Origin of the sequence: Streptomyces sp. GB4-14 (assembly GCF_022696125.1) — a bacterium.
In the GTDB taxonomy this organism is placed as follows: Bacteria; Actinomycetota; Actinomycetes; order Streptomycetales; family Streptomycetaceae; genus Streptomyces; species Streptomyces werraensis.
In genome coordinates this window covers 3,696,959-3,713,277 of sequence record NZ_RZHO01000002.1, presented here as the reverse complement: position 1 = coordinate 3,713,277, position 16,319 = coordinate 3,696,959, and the positions used below count along the sequence as shown (strand labels likewise).

Sequence of the window (16,319 nt, the reverse complement as noted above, 5' to 3'; positions counted from 1 at the left end):
CGTTTTTACCCTGTCTTGACCTTCCGTTTTCTTGTCGTGCTCCCGCCACAGCGCCCACGATGAGCGGGCACTTCGCACCCTTCCGATTTCCTGCCCCGCTCAGGCGAAGTGCCAACCAGCTGAGCGGTGTTCACAAGGCGGACCCTGGAAGGGGGGACATGAACGGTCTCGACTGGGCGGTGCTCATCGGCTACTTCGCCGTGATGGTCGCCATCGGTGTCTGGTCGCACAAGCGGGTGGACAACGTCAGCGACTTCTTCACCGCCGGCGGCAAGATGCCCTGGTGGCTCTCCGGGATCTCCCACCACATGTCGGGCTACAGCGCGGTGATGTTCACCGGGTACGCCGGCATCGCCTACACCTACGGCGTCACCTCGTTCGTCACCTGGTCCTTCCCCATCGCCCTCGGCATCGCCATCGGCTCCAGGCTGTTCGCCCCGCGCATCAACCGGCTGCGCTCCCGGCTCCACGTGGCCTCGCCGCTGGAGTACCTCAAGAGCCGCTACGACCTGCGCACCCAGCAGGCGCTGGCCTGGTCCGGGATGCTGCTGAAGATCGTGGACGTGGGCGCCAAGTGGGCCGCCATCGCGACCCTGCTGTCGGTGTTCACCGGGGTCTCGCTGAACCAGGGCATCCTCATCACCGGCGCGGTCACCGCCGTCTACTGCACCATCGGCGGGCTGTGGGCGGACGCGCTGACGGAACTCGGCCAGTTCGTCATCCAGCTGCTGGCCGGCATCGCGATGTTCGTCGCGGTCGTGCTGGAGCTCGGCGACCACGGCGGCTTCCTCGGCGCCTGGGACCAGCCGGAGCTGAAGGGCCACGGGGAGCCGCTGGTGGGGCCGTACGGCACGGTGTTCCTGCTGGCGTTCCTCTTCATCAAGCTCTTCGAGTACAACGGCGGGATGCTCAACCAGGCCCAGCGGTACATGGCCACCTCCGACGCGCGGGAGGCGGCACGGTCCGCACGGCTGTCGGCGGTGCTGTGGCTGGTCTGGCCGCTGGTGCTGTTCTTCCCGATGTGGATGTCGCCCCTGCTGGTCGAGTCGCAGAAGGCGGACGGGTCCGACTCCTACGCCCTGATGACCGAGCAGCTGCTGCCGCACGGGCTGCTGGGGCTGGTCATCGTCGGGTTCTTCTCCCACACGATGGCCATGTGCTCCTCCGACGCCAACGCGATCGCGGCCGTGTTCACGCGGGACGTGGCGCCGGTGCTGTCCGCCCGGGCGCGGGCGTGGGGCGAGCGGTCGGGTCTTGTCGCGGCACGGGTCACGACCGTGGTGTTCCTGGGGCTGTCCATGGCGGTGGCCACGCAGGTGGACTCGCCGACGTTCAAGGACATCATCACCGTGGTGATCAAGTGGGTGGCCGGCCTGATGGGGCCGATCGCCATTCCGATGATGCTGGGGCTGTTGCGGCCCTTCCGGCGGTCCGGGCCTACGGCGGCGCTGACCAGCTGGGGGCTGGGGCTGGTGGCGTTCTGGCTGGTGAACTATCCGGTCAACTGGTCGGTGGAGGGTGGGGTGCCGTTGGAGTACCAGGTGTCCGTTCCGCTGGCGGTTTCGCTGGTGCTCTATGTGGTGGTCGGGTTCGTGAAGCCGGAGGACACTCCGGGGAGGATGGCGATCATCGAGCGGGTCAACACGGACGACGACGACTCGGGTGCGTCGGCAGCGGTGCCGTCCCCTGCGGCGGTGCGGGACAGGACGTAGTTCTCGCCCCCGCCGCCCCTTCCCGTTCCCGTCCACAAGGGGTGCTGCCCCTTCGGCCCCGGACCTGCGGGTGGGTGGGTGGTTGCTCGCGCAGTTCCCCGTGCCCCTCGAGGGGCACGGGGAACTGCGCGAAAACCCCCGGCTCAGGCGCCCCGCGGATACCGCGAGAGCCAGGCCGGGGACGAGGTCGCCGGGGTGTGGAGGGCGGGACCCTGGGTCATCTCCATCGCGAAGTCGTCGGCCAGCTCCAGGACAGTGGGGCGGCCCTCCAGTTCGGCCAGCCAGGCCGGCGGGAGGGCCGTCTCGCCGTGCAGGGCGCCCAGCAGACCGCCCGTCAAAGCGCCGGCCGCCGCGCTGGGACCGCCGTGGTTCACGGCGAGGCACAGCCCGTGCCGTACGTCCTCCCCGACCAGCGCGCAGTACACGGCGGCCGACAGCAGGCCCTCGGCGGTGGCGTTGCCGGCCAGTTCCGCGACCCGCTCCGCTCCGGGCATCCCCTGCCGTACGGCGCCCAGCGCCCGCTGGAGGGCGTCCGTCACCGGCTGGTGGCCCGGCCGCGCGGCCAGCAGGGCGAGCGTGCGCTGCACCGCCGTGTCCAGGCTGTCGCCCCGGGCCACCGCGTGCACCAGCACCGCGTACGCGCCCGCCGCGAGGCAGGCGACCGGGTGGCCGTGGGTCTGCGCCGCGCACTCCACGGCGAGCTGCGCCACCAGCTGCGGGTCCCAGCCGACCAGCAGCCCGAACGGCGCCGACCGGGCCGCCGCCTCGGGGCCGGCCTCGCCGGGGTTCTTGGGCGCGTCCAGCGTGCCCATCGTCGCGTCGCCCAGGCCGAGGAGCAGGCTGCGGGCGGGGGCGCGGCGGGCGTACAGCCACTCCTCACGGGCCAGCCAGCCGTCCTCCCTGCGCCGCTCGTCCGGGCCCCAGTCCCGCTGCGTGGTGGCCCAGCGCAGATACGCCCGGTGCAGATCGGTCGGCGGGTGCCAGGCGCCGGTGTCGCGCCGCACCTGGGCGCGGATCAGGCCGTCCACGGTGAAGAGGGTGAGCTGGGTGTGGTGGGTGACGGCGCCGCGCCGGCCGTAGGCGGGGGCGAGGTCGGTCAGGCCCTCCGCGCCGTGGGTCCGGCGGATCGTGTCGAGGTCCAGGGTGTCCACGGGCGCGCCCAGCGCGTCGCCGACGGCCACGCCGAGCAGCGTGCCGCGCACCCGGCTGCGGAAATCCTGCTGCTCACGGCGCCCCCACACGGGCCCGGCAGTACCAGCCACCAAGACCTCCCCGGGACCGTCCGTACGTACGACGCCCAGCACTGTAATCGAACGGGGACGGTGGGCCGCGAGGCCCGATCGCCTTCCCGATCGCTCCAGGAGTGTGACCCGAGCGGCCGGGAGTCGCCCGTTCTCACCCGTCGCGGTCCTGTAGGACCCCGTCGCGCCGCTCGCGCGCCCAGGCGTAGGACGGGTTCAGCTCCAGGGCCCGTTCCAGGTCGGCGAGCGCCTCGTCGAGGTGGCCCAGACGGTGGTGGGCCGCGCCCCGGCTCGCGTACGCCGACGCGTACCCCGGGTCGAGGGCGAGGGCGCGGTCGTAGGCGTCCAGGGCCTCCCGGTCGCGGCCGGCGGCGTGGAGGGCGTCGCCTCGCTCGCAGTGGGCCCACGCGGAGTCGGGGTCGGCGGCGACGGCACGGTCGAGGGCGGCGAGACGGCCCTCGGGGTCGCCCAGCTCCCGGGCCACGCGGGCGCGGCGGACCAGCGCCCAGGCGTAGTCGGGCTCGAGGGCGAGGGCGCGGTCGAGGGCGGTACGGGCCTCCTCCGGGCGACCGAGGGCGAGGCGGACGGTGCCGAGGGAGGCCCAGGCGTAGGCGTCGGCGGGGTCGAGGGCGGTGGCCCGCTCCAGGTCGGCGACGGCTTCCGCGTGGCGCCCGAGGGGGCGCAGATACTCGCCGCGCAGGGCGAGGGTGCGGGGGTCGTCGGGGGTGAGGGCGAGAGCGTGGCCCAGCTCGACGACGGCGGCCGGACGGTTGTGCCGCGCGGCGTGCGCGAGGGCTCGGTCGCGGTGGATGCGGGCCAGGAGGGGGGCGGGCAGGGTGATCCGCGAGGGGATCGCGCCGTACACCGGCAGGCTCCGCGGCCACGCCTGGGTCTGCCGGGGCGGCGCCCCGTAGCCCGTGTCCCCGGCCGGCACGGGTCGGGATCCCGCTCCGACGGGCCGGTACGCCGCGCCCGGCTGAACCGGTCCGGCGCCCGGCTGCGCCGGTCCCGGCGAGGTCGGCGGGGTCCCCGCCCAGGTGAGCACCGTGTCGAGGACTCCCTCCGTCCCGCCGGCGGCGAGGGCGCCCGCCAGTTGTCCGCCCCACGCGACGGCGTCGAGCACACCCGCGTCCCGGCCCGCGTCCTCCAGCACCCGGATCCAGCGTCCGGCGAGCGCCTCCCCCTGGTCGCACGCCTCCACCAGGTCCTGCAGCGTGTCGGGGACCGCCGTGGGGTCGTCGGCGCACAGGCGGTGGTACAGCTCCCCGAGCCGCAGCTCGCACCAGGTCTCGTCGAGCCACAGGGTGCCGGTGTCCCGGCCGCTCTCCGTCTGCTCGCGCCACCGGCGGAAGGCGCGCGCCAGCCTGCCGTGGCCGTCCGCCCAGCCGCGCGGGGAGCGGCCGCGCTGGAGCCGCAGCATGGGGGCGCGGACGATGTCGTGGTAGCGGAGCCGGCCGCCGAGCCGGTCGGCGAACGGCAGGGTCTCCACCCAGGTGTAGAGCTCCTCGGCGCGGTCCCGGTCGCAGTTGGCGGCGACCGCGAAGACGTCCACGTCGAGGAGCCGGGGCAGCGCGCCCGCGAGGGCGGCGAACCGGCGGCCGGGGTCCTGCTCCCACTTCAGGAAGCGTTCGACGGCGGTGGCGCTCGGGTCGGTCACGTCCTCGGGTCCTGCGGGGCGGGTGCCGGCGATCGTGGACAGCAGCACCGGGAGGCCGCCGGTGAGGCGGAGCGCCTCGGCGACGACGGGTTCGGCGGTGACGCCCCGCTCGGCGAGCAGTCCGCGCGCCTCCGCCTCGGTGAACGGCTGGAGCGGCAGGGAGGTCATGAAGTCGGCGAACGTGCCCCAGCGGGCCGGGTCGGCCGGGTGCTGTCCCGCGGTGACGACGACGACCGTGTCGGGCAGGGCGCCGTGGCGGTCGGTGGTGAGGAGGTCGTGCAGCCAGGTGTCGAGGAAGGGGCCGGTGCGCTCGTAGGTGTCGAGGAGGAGGACGATCCAGGGGACGTCGGAGGCGACCGCGTCCAGTTCGTCCGCGAGGACGGGGGTGAGGACGCTCGCCGGGTCGAGGACCAGGCGGACGTCCTCGTGGCTGCGGAAGCGGGCGGCGAGGACGGAGCGCAGCCGGTCGGCGCCGTGGGCGAGCTGCTCGGGGTCGAGGACGGCGGTGAACGGGGCGACGCCGGGGACGAGTCCGAGTCCGGCGAGTCCGGCGCGGGCGAGGGCCATGCCGCCCGCGGAGGGGGGGCCGTCCGGGGCGGGGGCGAGGGCGGCGAGGGCGGCGGTCTCCGCCTCGTGCCGCCGCTCACGGTGCGTGGCGAGCGTCCGCTCCAGGTCCTTCAACCGGTGTCCCTGGGCGGCGAACTGACGGCACACCGCTTCCAGCACCTCGGGGACGGAGCCGGAGGTCTCGTCGACGTATGCCGTCAACGCGCCCTGTTCGCGGGCGAGATGCTCGAACTCCTTGACCAGCCTGGTCTTCCCGACGCCGGCGGTTCCGTGCACATGGAAGAGGAAACGGTGCCGTCCGTCGTCGGGCGAGGTGTCGAAGTTCCGCCGGAACAGCTCCCGTTCGGCACTGCGGGCAACCAGTCCGGCCCGTGTCCGCCGCCGCACCCGCTCCTGGAGAGAAACCCGGCCACGCGTCACCCGAACGTCCCTTCCCCCGCGTCACGACGGGCTCATTCTGTCGCACCTCGGTCCGGTCCGGCAGGGCGACGGCAGCCGGCCGTTCACTCCGGGTGACGAAGCGCGGCGACGACGTCGCGCCCCCGCCGGTGGAGGGTGAACGGCGTCTGCGCTTCGGGGCGGACGAGGCCGCGAAAGGGTGAAGCAGCGCGCCGGGGCGGCTAGTCCACCACGTGGACCGTGGTCCCCGCCGTGCCGAAGGTCCAGAGGGCCTTGCCGTCCTGTTTGGCGACGCGGATGCCGCCGGTCCGGGCGCCCGGGTCGGCGGGTGGGGGCGAGGAGCCGTCGACCGCGTTGGAGAAGGCGACGAAGACGCCGGACTTCTGGGCGAAGTACATGATGTGCTCCACCGGGACGCCGTCGCTGCCGGTGGTGGCCTCCGTGCGGGTGCCGATCGCGTAGGAGCCGGGGTCCGGGGCGACCGTGCCGGGCCACACCGGGAAGGAGCTGCGGGCGACGTCACTGGCGTCGACCAGCCAGACGCGCTTCTGGCCGAGGGAGTAGACGATGCGGCGGCCGGTGCCGGAGTCGGCCGGGACCGCCGGCGCCGTCGGCTTCTTCGACGGGGCGGCGGACGGCTTGGGGTCCGCCGTCGCCGTGGCCTTCGGCGGAGTGGCGGCGGCGACGGGCTTGGTGCCCTGGTCCGCCTGGACGCCCAGGACCGCCACCACGGCTATCGCCCCCGTGGTCAGCCCGGTCACCCAGGCCCACGAAGGAAGACGGGCAGACACCGGTACGCACTCCTCAGCTACCGAAAGCGGGTCGGATCATCGTACTGCCAGCCGGCACCGGTCCCGGAGTCAGTCGAGGACCGGCAGCAGCTCCGGCAGATGCCCGTCGGAGGCCTCCGCCGCGCGTCGGCGCTCCTCGGGAACCTCGCCGTACAGGGTCGTGCGCGGCTTCGCCGGGCGGCCCGCCGCCTCCGCCACCGCGATCAGGTCCTTGACCGACTTGTAGGAGCCGTAGGAGGAGCCCGCCATGCGGGAGATCGTCTCCTCCATCAGCGTCCCGCCCAGGTCGTTCGCCCCGGAGCGCAGCATCTCCGCCGCGCCCTCCGCGCCCAGTTTGACCCAGCTCGTCTGGATGTTGGGGATCCAGGGGTGGAGCAGCAGGCGGGCCATCGCCGTGACCGCGCGGTTGTCGCGGACCGTCGGGCCCGGGCGGGCGATGCCGGCCAGGTAGACGGGGGCGTTGGTGTGCACGAAGGGCAGCGTCACGAACTCGGTGAAGCCGCCGGTCCGCTGCTGGATGCCGGCCAGGGTGCGGAGGTGGCCGAGCCAGTGGCGGGGCTGGTCGACGTGGCCGTACATCATCGTGGACGACGAGCGGATGCCCAGCTCGTGGGCCGTCTCGACGACCTCGGTCCAGGTCGCCGCCGGCAGCTTGCCCTTGGTGAGGATCCAGCGGACCTCGTCGTCCAGGATCTCCGCGGCCGTGCCCGGGATGGTGTCCAGGCCGGCCTCCTTCGCCGCCGTGAGCCACTCGCGGACGGACATGCCGGTGCGGGTCGCGCCGTTCACCACCTCCATCGGGGAGAAGGCGTGCACGTGCATGCCGGGGACGCGTTCCTTCACGGCCCGCGCGATGTCGAAGTAGGCGGTGCCGGGCAGGTCGGGGTGGATGCCGCCCTGCATGCACACCTCCACCGCGCCGACGTCCCACGCCTGCTGGGCGCGGTCGGCGACCTGCTCCAGGGAGAGCGTGTACGCGTCGGCGTCGGTGCGGCGCTGGGCGAAGGCGCAGAACCGGCAGCCGGTGTAGCAGACGTTGGTGAAGTTGATGTTGCGGGTGACGATGTACGTCACGTCGTCGCCGACCGCCGACCTGCGCACGTCGTCCGCGATCCGGCAGAGGGCGTCCAGGGCGGGACCGTCGGCGTGCAGCAGGGCCAGCGCCTCGGCGTCGGTGAGCTTCGTCGGGTCGTCGGCGGCCGTGCGCAGCGCCTCGCGCACGTCGGTGTCGATCCGCTCCGGGACCATGCCGGGCGCGGCGGCCTCGCGCAGCGCGTCCCAGTCGCCGTACACCTCGTCGAAGTCCTCGCGCCGGTCGCCGGTGCGGCCCTCGGTGTCGATGGTGCGGTGCAGGTCGGTGCGGCCGGTGGCGGTGAACGCCTCGTCCGGCTCCTGCCAGGGCAGCCCCTCGGGCAGCGCGTCCGGGCGGGCGAGGCCGGTGGCCGGGTCGGCGAGCGCGTCCACGTGCGGGCGCAGCCGCGGGTCCAGCCAGGGCTCACCGCGCCGGACGAACTCCGGGTAGACGCAGAGGCGTTCGCGCAGTTCGAAGCCGGCCGCGCGGGACTGCTCGGCCAGTTCCTCGATCTGCGGCCAGGGCCGCTCGGGGTTGACGTGGTCGATGGTGAGCGGGGAGACGCCGCCCCAGTCGTCGATGCCGGCCGCGATCAGCCGCCCGTACTCAGCGTCGACCAGGTTGGGCGGGGCCTGCAGGCAGGCGGTGGGGCCGAGGACCAGTCGGGCCACGGCGACCGTGGCGACCAGCTCGTCCAGCTCCGCGTCCGGCATGCCGCGCATCGCGGTGTCCGGCTTGGCGCGGAAGTTCTGGATGATCAGTTCCTGGATGCCGTGGTGGGCCCGGGAGATCCTCCGCAGCGCGAACAACGACTCGGCGCGCTCCTCGTAGGTCTCGCCGATGCCGATGAGGATGCCGGAGGTGAAGGGCACGGAGGAGCGGCCGGCGTCCTCCAGGACCCGCAGCCTGACGGCCGGTTCCTTGTCCGGGGAGCCGTGGTGGGGGCCGCCGGGCTCGGACCACAGGCGGGTCGCGGTGGTCTCCAGCATCATGCCCATGGACGGCGCGACCGGCTTGAGGCGCTGGAAGTCGGTCCAGGACATCACGCCCGGGTTGAGGTGCGGGAGGAGGCCGGTCTCCTCCAGGATGCGGACGGAGATGGCGCGGACGTAGGCGATCGTGTCGTCGTAGCCGTGCGCGTCGAGCCACTCGCGCGCCTCGGGCCAGCGGTCCTCGGGCTTGTCGCCCAGGGTGATGAGGGCTTCCTTGCAGCCGAGCGCGGCGCCCTTGCGGGCGATGTCCAGCACCTCGTCCGGCGACATGAACATCCCGTGCCCGGCCCGGCGCAGCTTGCCGGGCACGGTGACGAACGTGCAGTAGTGGCACTTGTCCCGGCACAGCCGCGTCAGCGGAACGAACACGCTCTTGGAGTAGGTGATGACGCCGGGCCGCCCCGCCGCCTCCAGGCCCGCGTCGCGGACCCGGGCGGCCGAGGCGGAGAGGTCCGTCAGATGCTCACCGCGGGCCTGGAGCAGGACCGCGGCCTCGGAGACGTCGAGGGAGACGCCGTCGCGGGCGCGCCTCAGCGCGCGCCGCAGGGAGTTCTCGGTCGGGCCGCCGGTTCCGGACGTCGCGGAAATCGTCATTCCTTGAGCATACGTTCGGCGTGGTCAGGACCCCTGCCCGTCCACGAAAGGCTGGAGCGCGTCCAGGGCGCGGAGCGCCTCCGTCTCCCCCGCCGGCGGCAGCTGCGCCACGACCTCCTCGACGCCCAGCTCCGCGAAGTGCTCCAGTTTGCCCGCGCTGGGACGGACCGCGTACGGCACGACCTGGAGGGCGGCCGGGTCGCGGCCCGCGTCGGCCCAGGCGGCGCGCAGCGCGGGCAGCGCCTCGGTCAGGCCGCGCCCGCCGATCGGCAGCCAGCCGTCGGCGTAGGCGCAGATGTCGGCGAACAGCTTCGGTCCGGCCGCACCGCCGACCAGGGTGCGCGGGCCGCTCACCGGGCCGCGCGGCTTCTGCACCGGCTTGGGGTACGCCACGCTCGCCCGGACGCTCGCGAACCGGCCCTCGTAGGCGGTGGGTTCGTCGGCCCACAGGGCGCGCATCAGGCCGATCCGGTCCCGTACGAGCGCGCGCCGGGTGCGCCACTGGACGCCGTGGTCGGCGGCCTCCTCCACGTTCCAGCCGAAGCCGACGCCCAGGGTGAACCGGCCGCCGGAGAGGTGGTCGAGGGTCGCGATCTGCTTGGCCAGGTCGATCGGGTCGTGCTGCGCGGCCAGCGTGATGCCGGTGCCGAGCCCGAGCCGTTCGGTGACGGCCGCGGCCTGGCCGAGCGCGACGAAGGGGTCGAGGGTGCGGCCGTACTCGCGGGGCAGTTCGCCGCCCGCCGGGTAGGGGCTGGTGCGCTCGACGGGGATGTGCGTGTGCTCCGGCAGGTAGAGCCCGGCGAAGCCCCGCTGTTCCAGCTCCCGGGCCAGCCGGACCGGGGTGATCGTCTCGTCGGTGAGGAAGATCGTGACGGCGATGCGCATGGGCGGCCTTTCGTACGCGGACGACGCCCCATGCATACCCGCCCGCTCCCCTCCTGTCCATACCGACCGGTCGGCATTGCGTCGGGCGCGGCTCACGAACCCGCTCCGAAATCCGTGGATTCCCTTCCCTTCCACGGCAGTTCACTGCTCAATACAAAGGTTGCACCGCACCACCCCTGCGTCACCCAGCCCTGTCCTCACCGACACCCGGGAGCAGCAGCATGTGCGAGGAGCATCGAAGCGGCGTCGGACGGCGCGCCGTCTTCCTGACGGGCGCCGCCGCCGCGCTTACGTTGGGGAGCGTGAGCTTCGCCTCCGCGGCCGAGGGCGGCCGCAGCCAGAGCAGGACCGTGCGGGGCGCCCTGGAGCCCGGCGCCCCCGACTTCGTGTACATCCCCGTCGACGTGCCGCACGGCGTACGGGAGATGAGGGTCGCGTACAACTACGACCGACCCCAGGTCCCGCCCGGCACCGCGGGCAACGCCCTGGACATCGGCGTCTTCGACGAGCGCGGCACCGGCCTCGGCGGCGAAGGCTTCCGCGGCTGGTCCGGCGGGGCGCGCACCGAGTTCTTCGTGCGCGCCGACGAGGCCACCCCCGGCTACGTCCCGGGTCCGGTGCGCGCGGGCACCTGGCACATCGCGCTGGGTCCGTACACGGTCGCCCCGCAGGGCCTGTCGTACGAGATCACGGTGACGCTGACGTTCGGCGAGCCGGGCCGGACGCCCCGGCCGGTGTACCCGCCGGAGCGGGCCAAGGGGCGGGGGCGGGCCTGGTACCGGGGCGACTGCCATCTGCACTCCTGGCACTCCGACGGCCGCCGCACCCCCGGGGAGATCGCCGCCCTCGCCCGCGCCGCCGGGCTGGACTTCGTCAACTCCAGCGACCACAACACCCATTCCGCGCACGCCCACTGGGCAAAGGCGGCGGGCGACGACCTGCTGGTGCTGCTCGGCGAGGAGGTCACGACCCGCAACGGGCACGTGGTGGCGCTCGGCACCGACCCCGGAACCTTCGTCGACTGGCGCTACCGGGCCCGTGACAACCGCTTCGGCCGGTTCGCCCGGCGGATCCGCCGCGCGGGCGGCCTGGTCGTGCCCGCCCATCCGCACGCCACCTGCATCGGCTGCAACTGGAAGTTCGGCTTCGGCGAGGCGGACGCCGTCGAGGTCTGGAACGGCCCCTGGACGCCCGACGACGAGGTGGCGCTGGCGGACTGGGACGGCATGCTCGTCGCGTCCGTGCGGGACGGCCGCGCCTGGATCCCGGCCATGGGCAGCAGCGACGCGCACCGCGACCCGGACGTGGTCGGCCTGCCGCAGACCGTCGTCCTCGCCGACGACCTCAGCCGCCGCGCGATCCTGGACGGCATCCGCGCCGGCCGCTGCTACGTGGCCGAGTCCGCGGCCGTCTCCCTCACCCTGACCGCGGCCGGCCCGCGCGGCGAACACGCGGGAATCGGCGAGCGGCTGCGGGTGGCCGACGACTCCCCCGTCGTGGTCCGCGCCGAGGTCACCGGCGCCCCCGGCTGCACCGTCCGGCTCGTCACCGACCAGGGCGTGCTGCACACCTCCGCGCCGCTGCCGGCGAGCGGCGAGGGGACCGTGGAGTGGCGGACCACCCCCGCGTACGCCGCGTACGTGCGCGCGGAGGTGCGCCACGAGGCCGTCGCCCCGCCCCTGCCCGGAAGCCTGGCCGCTTTCACCAACCCCGTCTTCCTGGGCCGCCGGTAGGCTCGGCGCACGATGACTTCTCCCGCCGAACGCAAGTACCGCGTGGCCACGGCCCTCCAGCGCCGCGTCGGGAACCCCCTGCTGCGCCGGATGCCGTTCCAGACCCTGCTGGAGACGACCGGCCGCGTGTCGGGCCTGCCCCGCACCACGCCGGTGGGCGGGCGGCGCGCCGGCGACACCTTCTGGCTGGTGTCGGAGTTCGGCGAACGCTCGCAGTACGTGCGGAACATCAAGGCGGACCCCCGGGTGCGGGTGCGCATCCGGGGCCGCTGGCACACCGGCACGGCCCACCTGATGCCCGACGACGACCCCGTCGCCCGGCTGCGCTCGCTCCCTCGCCTCAACAGCGCCGCCGTCCGGGCGATCGGGGCCGAACTGCTCACGGTACGGGTGGATCTGGACGGATGAGGTCGCACATGTGTGGAGTCCGTGGCGGCCCGTGGCTCCCCGTGTGATCGGTGTCTCGCACGGCTGACTCCTGCGTCAGGAGAAGGCAAACTGGCGTAGTTGCTCGGAATGCATAGGGGGACTGCATGGACGGTGTGCCGCGAGGACCCGAGCAGCGGGGTCCCGGCTCCTCCCCGGAGCCGGCGGCGCTGCGGTTCGGGGTGCTGGGTCCGGTGCGCGCCTGGCGTGACGACGTACCGGTCACCACCGGCAGTCCACAGCAACGCGCCCTGCTGGCCGCCCTGTTGCTGCGCGAGGGCCGCACCGCCACGGCCGCCGAGCTGATCGACGCCCTGTGGGGCGAGGAACCGCCCTCGCAGGCGCTGGCCGCGGTGCGCACCTACGCGTCCCGGCTGCGGAAGGTGCTGGACCCCGGCGTCCTGGTCAGCGAGTCCGGCGGCTACGCCGTGCGCGGTCTCGCCGAGGGCGCCCTGGACCTCGCGGCCGCGCAGGAGCTGGCGGCGCAGGCGGACAAGGCCCGCGCGACCGGTGACCTGTGCCACGCCCGCGACCTGCTCAACCAGGCGCTGGCACTGTGGGACGGCGAGACGCTGGCCGGGGTGCCCGGCCCCTACGCGGAGGCGCAGCGCGTCCGCCTGGAGGAGTGGCGGCTGCAACTCCTCGAGACACGGCTGGACATGGACCTGGAGCAGGGCTGCCACGCGGAGGCCGTCTCCGAGCTGACCGCGCTGACCGCCGCCCACCCGCTGCGGGAGCGGCTGCGCGAGCTGCTGATGCTGGCGCTGTACCGCAGCGGACGCCAGGCGGAGGCGCTCGCGGTGTACGCCGACACCCGCCGGCTGCTCGCCGACGAGCTGGGCGTCGACCCGCGCCCGGACCTGAGCGAGCTGCAGCAGCGCATCCTGAAGGCCGACCCGGCCCTCGTCGAACCGCCCGCCAGGCTGCCCACCGCGGAACCCGCAGCCGTACGCCCGGCACAACTACCGGCTTCCGTGCCGGACTTCACGGGCCGTGCGGCGTTCGTGCGGGAGCTGGGCGAGGTCCTCGCGTCGGCCACCGGCGACCAGGCGCAGGTGATGGCGGTGTCCGCCGTCGCCGGCATCGGCGGCGTCGGCAAGACCACCCTCGCCGTGCACGTGGCGCACACCGCCCGGGACGCGTTCCCCGACGGCCAGCTCTACGTCGACCTCCAGGGCGCCGGCGCGCGCGCCGCGGAGCCGGAGACGGTCCTCGGATCCTTCCTGCGCGCTCTCGGCACCGCCGACTCGGCGATCCCGGACTCCCTGGAGGAGCGTGCGGCGCTGTACCGCTCGGTGCTGGACGGCCGCCGGGTGCTGGTGCTGCTGGACAACGCGCGCGACGCGGCGCAGGTACGGCCGCTGCTGCCGGGCACGGCGGGCTGCGCGGCGCTGGTGACGTCCCGGGTGCGGATGGTGGGCCTGGCCGGGGCGCACCTGGTCGACCTGGACGTGATGGCGCCGGAGGAGGCGCTGGCGCTCTTCACGAAGATCGTCGGTGAGGAGCGGGTGCGCTCCGAGCGGGAGGCCGCCCTGGACGTGGTGGCCGCCTGCGGCTTTCTGCCGCTGGCCATCCGTATCGCCGCGTCCCGGCTGGCCGCCCGCCGCACCTGGACGGTGTCGTTCCTCGCGGCGAAGCTCGCCGACGAGCGCCGCCGCCTGGACGAGCTGCAGGCGGGCGACCTGGCGGTCGCCGCCACCTTCGAGCTGGGTTACGGCGCGCTGGACGCGGCGCAGGCCCGCGCGTTCCGGCTGCTGGGACTGGCCGACGGGCCCGACATCTCGGTGGCCGCCGCCTCCGCCCTGCTGGACCTGGAGGCGGACGCCACGGAGGACCTGCTGGAGTCCCTCGTCGACACGTCCCTGCTGGAGTCGGCGGCCCCCGGCCGCTACCGCTTCCACGATCTCGTCCGGCTCTACGCGCGTGCGTGCGCCGAGCGGGACGAGCAGCCGCCCGCCGAGCGGGAGGCCGCCCGGTCGCGGCTGCTGGACTACTACCTGGCGACGGCGGTGCGCGTGTACGGCATCGAGCGGCCGGGCGACCGGACCGTGGCGCACCTGGAGAAGGGCCGTTTCGAGGGCGAGGAGTTCGGCGGCGCGGCGAAGGCGCTGGACTGGCTGCACACCGAGGCCGGGCCGCTGCTGGCGTGCGTGCAGCAGTCGCTGGACGCGGCCATGGTGCGGCGGGCCGTGGACCTTCTGGTCGCCACCATCGACCTCGCCGAGTCCGGGGTGGACTCGCGCCAGTACCGCAAGACAGCGACGGCCGCCTGCGAGGCGGCGGCCGCCCTCGGGGACGCCCGTGCCGAGGTGCGGGCCCGTGTCACCGTCGCCCAGGTGCTCAGCCAGGCGGGCCGGTTCGAGGCCGCCGAGGAGGAGACACGGCGGGCGGACGCGCTGCTGCGGGAGGCGGACGACCCGTGGGCGAACGGCACCGCTCCGAACCAGCTCGGCATCATCGCCCTGTGCACCGCCCGCTACGCGGACGCCGAGGGGTACTTCCTGCGCGCGATCGACGCCTTCCGCGCCGACGGCAACCGGCCCGGCGAGGCCAGCGCGGTCTGCAACCTCTCCCGCACCCTCGCCTCCATGGGCCGCAGCGGCGAAGCCGTGGAGCTCGCCCGGCGGGGCGTGGAGATCTACGACGAGCTGGGGATGTCGATGCGGCTGGCGAACGCCCGGTACGCGTCCGGGATCGTGCTCAGCCAGGCGGGGCGTTCCTCGGAGGCGCTGGCCCAGCTCGACGAGGCGCTGTGCATCTTCGCGGAGAACCGTCAGTCGCTGTGGGAGGGCACCACCCACTACCGCATCGCCGAGGTGCACCTGCGGGCCGGACGCCCGGCGCGGGCCGCCCGGCACGCCGAGCAGGCCCTGGCGATGGGCTGCATCGGCGGCGACTGGATGCGGGCCAACGCCCTCACCCTGCTCGGCCGGGCGCTGGACACCCTCGACCAGGGCGACCGGGCGCGCGCCTGCTGGCGCGAGGCGCTGACCCTGTACGACGAGACGGGCTCCGCCGAGGCCGGCCAGGTACGCCGGCTGCTCGCCCCGCTGTCGGTGGCCTGAGGGCGGTCCCGCCGGAGGCGTTCATCGAACGTTTATGGCGGGCTGCCACTCTCATGGAACGGATGCGTCGCGTCGGGGGGCAGGCGGATCCGAGGGGCTCATCTCTACTCTGAGACCCGCTGGAACACCCGTTCGGCGGCCTTCGGGGGAGTCGCCGAACGGGTCGTTCAACCGCACGGCCCAGTCCACCAGTTGGGGGTAGCACATCATGACCGAAGCCACGAGCGAGCCGGAGTTCACCACGCAGGACCAGCACGCGCCGACGCCGCCGAGCAAGGACGACCCGGAGGTCACCACGCTCGACCAGCACGCGCCGGCCCCGCCGAGCATCGGCGAGGTCACCACACTGGACCAGCACGCGCCGGTCCCGCCCGCCCTGGACCGGGACGGCCGCTGAGCCTTCTTCCCGCACGGGGACCGGCCGCGGCGGCACGGAGGGGGAGCCGCCGCGGCCGAGGCGTCGAGAGGGGCCCTGTTCCCGGTGTCGCAGACACCGGGAACAGGGCCCCTCTCAACGTGTTGTCCGGTCAGGCCGCCGGGGCGTAGGAGTCGAGCGCGCACTCCTCGATCAGCGGCACGCTCTCCGTGTCGTTCACCGGGATCCGCACCGGCGTGGTCCCGCCCGCCGGGACGAAGACCTCCTCCGTCCCGCTGTCGAGCTCCTCACCGGCGGCGTCCCTGAAGGCCACCGTGACCGAGAAGGTGCCGTCCACCGTGTCGGTGTTGGCGACCTCGACGGTGGCGTACGGCGTCTCCTCGGACGCGCAGTCGACCAGCGTCACCGTGGCCGCGTCCGGGGACATCGACGCCTCCGTGCCGCCGGAGCCGCCGCTGCCACTGCCGTAGTCGTCGTCGTAGTCGTCATCGTCGTCGTAGTCACGGTGCGAACCGCCGCTCGACGAGTCGTGGTTCTGGCTGGAGCTGCTGCAGCCGCCGCCCCCGCCGTCGCCGCTGCCTCCCCCGTGTCCGCGGCCGGTGGAGAACCCGGTGAGCGCGAGGACGACGAGCGTCGAGACGGCGGCGAGCCTGAGTGTCTTCCCCCGAGAAGTCATGACCGTCAGGCTAGCGATCTCCCTGTCACGACCATGTCACTGCCTGGCGACCGTCCCGTACCCGGCGTAGCGTCGGCCCTGAGGGCGGCGACCCTCGCCGCCCCGCAGCGGCGGCCGCCGTCCTGGCCCCTTC

General features: G+C 74.0%; 11 protein-coding genes. 5 read left to right on the top strand and 6 right to left on the bottom strand.

Features of this window, described 5'->3' with window-relative positions; genetic code table 11:
* Window positions 1–158: 158 nt before the first annotated feature.
* Window positions 159–1,712: a sodium:solute symporter family protein gene (locus tag ELQ39_RS18385; RefSeq protein ID WP_190002874.1), complete on the top strand. Its 1,554-nt coding sequence runs from the start codon at window positions 159–161 to the stop codon at window positions 1,710–1,712.
* A 143-nt stretch (window positions 1,713–1,855) separates the two neighbouring features.
* On the opposite strand, the gene ELQ39_RS18380 is transcribed toward ELQ39_RS18385, so the two are convergent.
* The 5 genes from ELQ39_RS18380 to ELQ39_RS18360 all read right to left on the bottom strand — a co-directional run bounded on the left by ELQ39_RS18380 (window position 1,856) and on the right by ELQ39_RS18360 (window position 9,910).
* On the bottom strand, window positions 1,856–2,974 hold the full coding sequence (locus tag ELQ39_RS18380; protein ID WP_242592844.1) for an ADP-ribosylglycohydrolase family protein: 1,119 nt from the start codon (window positions 2,972–2,974) through the stop codon (window positions 1,856–1,858).
* A 133-nt stretch (window positions 2,975–3,107) separates the two neighbouring features.
* Window positions 3,108–5,564, bottom strand: coding sequence for a tetratricopeptide repeat protein (locus ELQ39_RS18375; RefSeq protein ID WP_443334362.1), 2,457 nt, complete (start codon window positions 5,562–5,564; stop codon window positions 3,108–3,110).
* Between the two features lie 233 nt (window positions 5,565–5,797).
* Window positions 5,798–6,367 carry a hypothetical protein gene (locus ELQ39_RS18370; protein ID WP_242592840.1) on the bottom strand — a complete coding sequence of 190 codons (570 nt, stop codon included), beginning with the start codon at window positions 6,365–6,367 and terminating at the stop codon, window positions 5,798–5,800.
* 69 nt (window positions 6,368–6,436) lie between these two features.
* Window positions 6,437–9,025 (bottom strand): bifunctional FO biosynthesis protein CofGH, encoded by a 2,589-nt coding sequence (locus ELQ39_RS18365; RefSeq protein WP_242592838.1) that lies wholly within the window; start codon window positions 9,023–9,025, stop codon window positions 6,437–6,439.
* Between the two features lie 24 nt (window positions 9,026–9,049).
* Window positions 9,050–9,910: a TIGR03619 family F420-dependent LLM class oxidoreductase gene (locus tag ELQ39_RS18360; RefSeq protein WP_190002878.1), complete on the bottom strand. Its 861-nt coding sequence runs from the start codon at window positions 9,908–9,910 to the stop codon at window positions 9,050–9,052.
* Between the two features lie 221 nt (window positions 9,911–10,131).
* Between ELQ39_RS18360 and ELQ39_RS18355 the strand changes: the two genes are divergently transcribed.
* From ELQ39_RS18355 to ELQ39_RS18340, 4 genes are all read left to right on the top strand, one after another.
* Complete coding sequence (locus ELQ39_RS18355; protein ID WP_242592836.1) at window positions 10,132–11,643, top strand: CehA/McbA family metallohydrolase; 1,512 nt, start codon at window positions 10,132–10,134, stop codon at window positions 11,641–11,643.
* 12 nt (window positions 11,644–11,655) lie between these two features.
* On the top strand, window positions 11,656–12,051 hold the full coding sequence (locus ELQ39_RS18350; protein WP_190002880.1) for a nitroreductase/quinone reductase family protein: 396 nt from the start codon (window positions 11,656–11,658) through the stop codon (window positions 12,049–12,051).
* Between the two features lie 125 nt (window positions 12,052–12,176).
* On the top strand, window positions 12,177–15,134 hold the full coding sequence (locus ELQ39_RS18345; protein WP_242592835.1) for an AfsR/SARP family transcriptional regulator: 2,958 nt from the start codon (window positions 12,177–12,179) through the stop codon (window positions 15,132–15,134).
* 208 nt (window positions 15,135–15,342) lie between these two features.
* The gene (locus tag ELQ39_RS18340; RefSeq protein WP_190002882.1) at window positions 15,343–15,531 is read left to right on the top strand and encodes a sigma-like protein; all 189 of its coding nucleotides are present in this window, start codon (window positions 15,343–15,345) and stop codon (window positions 15,529–15,531) included.
* Between the two features lie 130 nt (window positions 15,532–15,661).
* Here ELQ39_RS18340 and ELQ39_RS18335 read toward each other — a convergent pair whose 3' ends face one another.
* Window positions 15,662–16,186, bottom strand: a complete 525-nt coding sequence (locus ELQ39_RS18335; RefSeq protein WP_242592833.1) for a hypothetical protein — start codon at window positions 16,184–16,186, stop codon at window positions 15,662–15,664.
* Window positions 16,187–16,319 lie beyond the last annotated feature (133 nt).

Excerpts from the sequence above, each read along its gene's own strand:
- ELQ39_RS18335 (WP_242592833.1), bottom strand. The coding sequence starts at position 16,186 with ATGACTTCTCGGGGGAAGACACTCAGGCTCGCCGCCGTCTCGACGCTC.
- ELQ39_RS18355 (WP_242592836.1), top strand. The coding sequence starts at position 10,132 with ATGTGCGAGGAGCATCGAAGCGGCGTCGGACGGCGCGCCGTCTTCCTG.
- ELQ39_RS18360 (WP_190002878.1), bottom strand. The coding sequence starts at position 9,910 with ATGCGCATCGCCGTCACGATCTTCCTCACCGACGAGACGATCACCCCG.
- ELQ39_RS18345 (WP_242592835.1), top strand. The coding sequence starts at position 12,177 with ATGGACGGTGTGCCGCGAGGACCCGAGCAGCGGGGTCCCGGCTCCTCC.
- ELQ39_RS18385 (WP_190002874.1), top strand. The coding sequence starts at position 159 with ATGAACGGTCTCGACTGGGCGGTGCTCATCGGCTACTTCGCCGTGATG.
- ELQ39_RS18365 (WP_242592838.1), bottom strand. The coding sequence starts at position 9,025 with ATGACGATTTCCGCGACGTCCGGAACCGGCGGCCCGACCGAGAACTCC.
- ELQ39_RS18340 (WP_190002882.1), top strand. The coding sequence starts at position 15,343 with ATGACCGAAGCCACGAGCGAGCCGGAGTTCACCACGCAGGACCAGCAC.
- ELQ39_RS18350 (WP_190002880.1), top strand. The coding sequence starts at position 11,656 with ATGACTTCTCCCGCCGAACGCAAGTACCGCGTGGCCACGGCCCTCCAG.